5 protein-coding genes are annotated in these 7,355 nt (G+C 60.6%); all 5 read left to right on the top strand.

Translation table 11 applies throughout. The features are described 5' to 3' along the window. Positions 1-500 (top strand): lipid-A-disaccharide synthase (lpxB, locus tag ADK28_RS14645; protein WP_048795967.1); only part of this gene is annotated, 500 nt, incomplete at its 5' end. After that, on the top strand, positions 497-1,090 hold the full coding sequence (gene rnhB, locus ADK28_RS14640; protein WP_016929880.1) for a ribonuclease HII: 594 nt from the start codon (positions 497-499) through the stop codon (positions 1,088-1,090). The genes lpxB and rnhB, both read left to right, overlap by 4 nt. 78 nt (positions 1,091-1,168) lie before the next feature. Further along, a complete protein-coding gene (gene dnaE / locus ADK28_RS14635; protein ID WP_016929879.1) occupies positions 1,169-4,657 on the top strand; it encodes a DNA polymerase III subunit alpha in 3,489 nt (1,162 codons plus the stop codon). Between the two features lie 12 nt (positions 4,658-4,669). Beyond that, the gene (accA, locus tag ADK28_RS14630) at positions 4,670-5,629 is read left to right on the top strand and encodes an acetyl-CoA carboxylase carboxyl transferase subunit alpha (RefSeq protein ID WP_004931972.1); all 960 of its coding nucleotides are present in this window, start codon (positions 4,670-4,672) and stop codon (positions 5,627-5,629) included. A gap of 111 nt (positions 5,630-5,740) precedes the next feature. Beyond that, positions 5,741-7,355: lysine decarboxylase LdcC (gene ldcC / locus ADK28_RS14625; protein ID WP_048795966.1), on the top strand; the 1,615-nt coding region annotated here is incomplete at its 3' end.

The following is a 7,355-nucleotide window of genomic DNA, read 5'->3' as shown; positions in this document are numbered from 1 at the left end:
TGCTGCGCACCCGTTATCCCGAGCTGGAAGTGGTGGTGCCGCTGGTCAACGCCAAACGGCGCGAGCAGTTTGAGCGCATCAAGGCCGAGGTTGCGCCGGATCTGACGGTACATCTGCTGAACGGCCAGGGGCGCGAGGCGATGATCGCCAGCGACGCGGCGCTGCTGGCATCCGGCACGGCGGCGCTGGAGTGCATGTTGGCCAAGTGCCCGATGGTGGTGGGCTATCGCATGAAGCCGTTCACTTTCTGGCTGGCGCAGAAGCTGGTGAAAACGCCTTACGTTTCGCTGCCGAATCTGCTGGCGGGGCGCGAGATCGTCACCGAGCTGCTGCAGCATGACTGCGTGCCGGACAAACTGGCCGCCGCCGTGATGCCGCTGCTGGAAGAGAGCCCGGAAACCGACGCGTTGAAACACACTTTCCTTACCTTGCACCAAAGCATCCGTTGCGGTGCGGACGAACAGGCCGCTCAGGCTGTGTTGGAGCTGGCGAAAGCATGATTGAACCCTTTATCTATCCCGCTGCCACGCTGATTGCCGGTGTGGACGAAGTGGGCCGCGGCCCGTTGGTCGGCGCGGTGGTCACCGCCGCCGTGATCCTCGATCCGGCGCAGCCGATCGTCGGTCTGGCGGACTCCAAGAAACTCAGTGAAAAACGCCGCCTGGCGCTGTATGACGAAATCGTCGCCAAGGCGCTCTCCTGGAGCCTGGGGCGCGCCGAACCGGCGGAAATCGACCAATTGAACATTTTGCACGCCACCATGTTGGCGATGCAGCGCGCGGTGGCCGGGTTGCATATCGCGCCGGACATGGTTTTAATCGACGGTAACCGTTGCCCGAACCTGCCGATGCGTTCGCAGGCGGTGGTGAAGGGCGACAGCCGCGTGGCGGAGATCAGCGCGGCGTCCATTCTGGCGAAGGTCACGCGCGATCGCGAAATGGCCGAGCTGGACAGCGAGTACCCGGACTACGGCTTCGCGCAGCATAAAGGCTACCCGACCGCCTTCCACCTGGAGCGGCTGGCCGCGCTGGGCGCCACCGAGCATCATCGCCGCAGCTTCGCGCCGGTGAAAAGAGCGCTGGCGCTGTAGTCTGCGGGCCTGACCGGGCTCGACGATAGCATTAACCCGGGCTCAGCCTGCTGAGCCCCTTCAATCAGGTATCTGGAGATGGCCGAACCTCGTTTTATTCACCTGCGCGTCCACAGTGACTACTCCATGATTGATGGATTGGCCAAGACGGCGCCGCTGGTGAAAAGAGCCGCCGCGTTAGCCATGCCTGCACTGGCAATCACCGATTTCACCAACCTGTGCGGGCTGGTGAAATTCTATGGCAGCGCGCACGGCGCCGGGATCAAACCGATCATCGGCGCGGATTTCCATGTGCAAAGTGAAGAGCTGGGCGATGAACTGGCTCAGTTGACGGTGCTGGCCAGCAACAACGAAGGTTACCAGAACCTGACGCTGCTGATTTCCCGCGCCTATCAGCGCGGCTACGGCGCCGCTGGCCCGACTATCGATCGCGACTGGCTGATTGAACATCGCGAAGGGCTGATCCTGCTTTCCGGCGCGCGTCAGGGCGACGTCGGCAAGTTCCTGCTGCGCGGCAACCAGACGCAGGTGGATCAGTGTCTGGACTTCTATCAGCAGTATTTCCCGGACTGTTACTATCTGGAACTGATCCGCACCGGCCGCCAGGACGAAGAGAACTACCTGCATGCGGCGGTGGCGCTGGCCACCGAGCGTGGCTTGCCGGTGGTGGCCACCAACGACGTGCGCTTCCTGGTGGAAGATGACTTCGACGCCCATGAGATTCGCGTCGCCATTCACGACGGCTTTACGCTGGACGACCCCAAGCGGCCGCGCAACTACAGCCCGCAACAGTACATGCGCAGCGAAGACGAGATGTGCGAGCTGTTCGCCGACATCCCGGAAGCGCTGCTGAACAGCGTCGAAATCGCCAAGCGCTGTAACGTCACCATTCGCCTCGGCGAATACTTCCTGCCGCAGTTCCCGACCGGTGATATGAGCACCGAGGACTTCCTGGTGCTCAAATCGAAAGAGGGGCTGGAAGAGCGTCTGGAGTTCCTGTTCCCCGATCCTGACGTGCGCGCGCAGCGCCGCCCGGAATACGATGAGCGTCTGGACGTCGAGCTGAAGGTGATCAACCAGATGGGCTTCCCCGGCTACTTCCTGATCGTGATGGAGTTTATCCAGTGGTCGAAGGACAACAACGTGCCGGTTGGCCCGGGGCGCGGCTCCGGCGCCGGTTCGCTGGTGGCCTATGCGTTGAAAATCACCGACCTCGATCCGCTGGAGTTCGATCTGCTGTTCGAACGCTTCCTGAACCCGGAACGTGTCTCAATGCCCGACTTCGACGTCGACTTCTGCATGGAGAAGCGTGACCAGGTAATTGAGCACGTGGCGGAGATGTACGGCCGCGAAGCGGTATCACAGATCATCACCTTCGGCACCATGGCGGCGAAAGCGGTTATCCGCGACGTGGGCCGCGTGCTGGGGCACCCGTACGGCTTCGTCGATCGCATTTCCAAGCTGGTGCCGCCGGATCCGGGCATGACGCTGGAGAAAGCCTTCGCCGCCGAACCGCAGCTGCCGGAGATTTACGAGGCCGACGAAGAGGTCAAGGCGCTGATCGACATGGCGCGCAAGCTGGAAGGGGTGACGCGCAACGCCGGTAAACACGCCGGGGGCGTGGTGATCGCGCCGACCAAGATCACCGACTTCGCGCCGCTGTACTGCGATGCCGAAGGGAACCACCCGGTGACCCAGTTCGACAAGAACGACGTGGAATACGCCGGGCTGGTGAAGTTCGACTTCCTCGGTCTGCGCACCCTGACCATCATCGACTGGGCGCTGGAGATGATCAACGCCCGGCGCGCCAAGACCGGGCTGGAACCGATCGACATCGCCGCCATCCCGCTCGACGACAAGAAAAGCTTCGACATGCTGCAGCGCTCGGAAACCACGGCGGTGTTCCAGCTTGAATCGCGCGGCATGAAAGATTTGATCAAACGTCTGAAGCCCGACTGCTTCGAAGACATGATCGCACTGGTGGCGCTGTTCCGTCCGGGGCCGCTGCAGTCGGGCATGGTGGATAACTTCATCGACCGCAAACACGGCCGTGAAGAGATCTCCTACCCGGACATTCAGTGGCAGCACGAGTCGCTCAAGCCGGTGCTGGAGCCGACCTACGGCATCATCCTGTATCAGGAACAGGTGATGCAGATTGCCCAGGTGCTGGCCGGCTATACGCTGGGCGGCGCGGACATGCTGCGTCGTGCGATGGGTAAAAAGAACCCGGTCGAAATGGCCAAGCAGCGCGGCGGCTTTGAAGACGGCGCCAAAGCGCGCGGCATCGACGGCGAACTGTCGGTGAAAATCTTCGACCTGGTGGAAAAATTCGCCGGTTATGGCTTCAACAAATCGCACTCCGCCGCCTATGCGCTGGTGTCGTATCAGACGCTGTGGCTGAAGGCCCACTACCCGGCCGAGTTTATGGCGGCGGTGATGACCGCCGATATGGACAACACCGACAAAGTGGTGGGGCTGGTGGACGAATGCTGGCGCATGGGGCTGAAGATCCTGCCGCCGGACATCAACAGCGGCCTGTATCACTTCCACGTCAACGACGACGGCGAGATCGTTTACGGCATCGGCGCCATCAAGGGCGTAGGGGAAGGGCCAATCGAGGCCATTATCGAGGCGCGCAACAGCGGCGAACAAGGTTACTTCAAAGACCTGTTCGATCTCTGCGCGCGCTCCGACATCAAGAAACTGAACCGCCGCATTCTGGAAAAACTGATCATGTCCGGGGCGTTCGATCGCCTTGGGCCGCACCGCGCCGCGCTGATGAATTCGCTCGGCGACGCGTTAAAAGCGGCGGATCAGCATGCGAAAGCCGAAGCTATTGGCCAGGTGGATATGTTTGGCGTGCTGGCGGAAGCGCCGGAGCAGGTGGAGCAATCCTACGCCAATATCGCGCCCTGGCCGGAGCAGGTGGTGCTGGACGGTGAACGGGAGACGCTGGGGCTGTACCTGACCGGCCACCCGATCACCCAGTACCTGAAGGAGATCGAACGTTACGCCGGTGGCCAGCGTTTGAAAGACATGCACCCGACGGATCGGGGCAAAATGACTACCGCCGTCGGGTTGGTGGTCGCCGCGCGGGTGATGGTGACCAAGCGCGGCAACCGCATCGGCATCTGCACGCTGGATGACCGTTCAGGCCGTCTGGAAGTGATGTTATTCACCGAAGCGTTAGAAAAATACCAGCATTTGTTGGAAAAAGACCGTATCCTTATCGCCAGTGGACAGGTCAGCTTTGATGACTTTAGCGGCGGGCTTAAAATGATGGCCCGCGAGGTAATGGACATCAGTGAAGCCCGGGAAAAATACGCTCGCGGGCTTGCTATCTCGCTGACTGACAGGCAAATTGATGACCAGCTTTTGAACCGTCTCCGTCAGTCGTTGGAACCCCATCGATCGGGGACGATTCCAGTGCATCTCTACTATCAACGGGAAGATGCGCGAGCCAAGCTGCGTTTTGGCGCAACCTGGCGCGTGACGCCCACCGACCGCTTGTTGATCGACTTGCGGACGTTGGTAGGCAATGAGCAGGTGGACTTGGAATTTGACTAAAATAGGAATGCTATGAGTCTGAATTTTCTTGATTTTGAACAGCCGATTGCAGAGCTGGAAGCGAAAATTGACTCGCTGACTGCAGTCAGCCGTCAAGACGAAAAATTAGATATTAATCTGGACGAAGAGGTTCAGCGCCTGCGTGAAAAGAGCGTTGAGCTGACGCGCAAGATTTTTGCCGATCTTGGGGCTTGGCAAATTGCCCAATTGGCACGCCACCCGCGCCGTCCTTATACCCTGGATTATATCAAACACATCTTTACCGACTTCGAAGAGTTGGCGGGCGATCGCGCTTACGCTGACGACAAAGCGATCGTCGGCGGCATTGCGCGCCTGGATGGCCGTCCGGTGATGATCATCGGGCACCAGAAAGGCCGTGAAACCAAAGAGAAGATCCGCCGCAACTTCGGCATGCCGGCGCCGGAAGGCTACCGCAAGGCGCTGCGCCTGATGGAAATGGCCGCGCGCTTCAAGATGCCGATCATCACCTTTATCGATACCCCTGGCGCTTATCCGGGCGTGGGCGCGGAAGAACGCGGCCAGTCGGAAGCTATCGCGCGCAACCTGCGTGAGATGTCGCGTCTGAACGTGCCGGTCATCTGCACCGTCATCGGCGAAGGCGGCTCCGGCGGCGCGCTGGCGATCGGCGTGGGCGACAAGGTGAACATGCTGCAGTACAGCACTTACTCGGTGATTTCGCCGGAAGGCTGTGCTTCCATCCTGTGGAAGAGCGCCGATAAGGCGCCGCTGGCCGCAGAAGCGATGGGCATCACCGCGCCGCGTCTGAAAGAGCTGAAGCTGATCGACTCGGTGATCCCGGAGCCGCTCGGTTCCGCGCACCGCGACGTGCCGGCGATGGCCGCCGCGCTGAAAGCGCAGCTGCTCGCCGATCTGAAAGATTTGGATGGCCTGAACGACGAAGAGTTGCTCAACCGCCGTTACCAGCGTCTGATGAACTACGGCTACTGCTGAGTTCTGTTCTTCGCTGCAAGAAACCGCCTCCGGGCGGTTTTTTTTTGGCTACACACCGCCGGATTTTCGTGGTGTTATAGAGACTTGGCCGTTAACTGACAGGAGCTGCCGATGAATATCATCGCCATCATGGGCCCGACGGGCGTCTACTACAAAGATGAGCCGATTCGCGAGCTCCACGCTGCGCTGGCCGCCATGGGATTCCAGCTGGTGTACCCCAAAAACAGCGGTGACCTGCTGAAGTTGATCGAAGCCAACGCCCGCATCTGCGGGGTGATCTTCGACTGGGACGACTACAGCCTGGAGCTGTGCAGCGAGATCAACGAGCTGAACGAATACTTGCCGCTGTATGCCTTTATCAATACCCACTCCACTTTCGACGTCAGCCTGCATGAAATGCGCATGGTGCTCTATTTCTTCGAGTATGGCCTGAATGCGGCAGACGACATCGCGCAGCGCATCCAGCAGTACACCGCGGAATACATCGACACCATTACGCCGCCGCTGACCAAGGCGCTGTTCAACTACGTGCGCGAAGGGAAGTACACCTTCTGCACACCGGGCCACATGGCCGGCACCGCGTTCCAGAAAAGCCCGGTAGGCTGCCTGTTCTATGACTTCTTCGGTGCCAATACCCTGAAGGCCGACATCTCGATTTCGGTCACCGAGCTCGGGTCGCTGTTGGATCACACCGGCCCGCATCTGGAGGCCGAAGAGTACATCGCGCGCACCTTTAACGCCGAGCAGAGCTATCTGGTCACCAACGGCACCTCCACCGCCAACAAGATCGTCGGCATGTATTCGGCGCCGGCGGGCAGCACGGTGCTGATCGACCGTAACTGCCACAAATCGCTGTGCCACCTGCTGATGATGAGCGATATCACGCCGATCTATCTGCGCCCGCTGCGCAACGCCTACGGCATCCTCGGCGGGATCCCGCAGCGCGAGTTCACGCGCGAGAGCATCGCCGCCCGGGTGCAGGCGACGCCGAACGCCACCTGGCCGGTGCATGCGGTGATCACCAACTCCACCTATGACGGCCTGCTGTACAACACCGACTACATCAAGCAGACGCTGGAGGTGCCGTCGATTCACTTTGATTCCGCCTGGGTGCCTTACACCAACTTCCACCCGATTTACGACGGCAAGAGCGGCATGAGCGGCGAGCGGGTGCCCGGCAAGGTTTTCTACGAAACCCAGTCTACCCACAAGCTGCTGGCCGCCTTCTCGCAGGCCTCGATGATTCATATCAAGGGCGACTACGATGAGAGCACCTTCAACGAAGCCTACATGATGCACACCACCACTTCGCCGCACTACGGCATCGTGGCGTCGATGGAGACCGCCGCCGCCATGCTGCGCGGCAACCCGGGGCGCCGCTTGATCAACCGTTCGGTGGAGCGCGCGCTGCATTTTCGCCGTGAAGTGCAGCGGCTGCGCGAGGAGAGCGACAGCTGGTTCTTCGATATCTGGCAGCCGGAAGAGATCGATGAGGCGCAGTGCTGGCCGCTGGATCCGGACGATAACTGGCATGGTTTCGGCCAGACCGATCGCGATCATATGTATCTCGATCCGATCAAGGTGACGATCCTGACGCCGGGCATGAATGAGCTGGGCGCGCTGGAAGAAGAGGGAATCCCGGCGGCGCTGGTGGCGAAGTACCTCGACGAGCGCGGCATCGTGGTGGAGAAGACCGGGCCGTACAACCTGCTGTTCCTGTTCAGCA

It is taken from the genome of Serratia sp. 506_PEND (genome assembly GCF_001076875.1).
GTDB classification, from domain to species: domain Bacteria; phylum Pseudomonadota; class Gammaproteobacteria; order Enterobacterales; family Enterobacteriaceae; genus Serratia; species Serratia marcescens.
The sequence above is the reverse complement of the archived record's forward strand: the minus strand, read 5'-3'. Positions and strand labels throughout refer to the sequence as shown.

What these genes read in the sequence shown, in the direction of transcription:
- rnhB (WP_016929880.1), top strand. Translation starts at nt 497, where the DNA reads ATGATTGAACCCTTTATCTATCCCGCTGCCACGCTGATTGCCGGTGTG.
- dnaE (WP_016929879.1), top strand. Translation starts at nt 1,169, where the DNA reads ATGGCCGAACCTCGTTTTATTCACCTGCGCGTCCACAGTGACTACTCC.
- accA (WP_004931972.1), top strand. Translation starts at nt 4,670, where the DNA reads ATGAGTCTGAATTTTCTTGATTTTGAACAGCCGATTGCAGAGCTGGAA.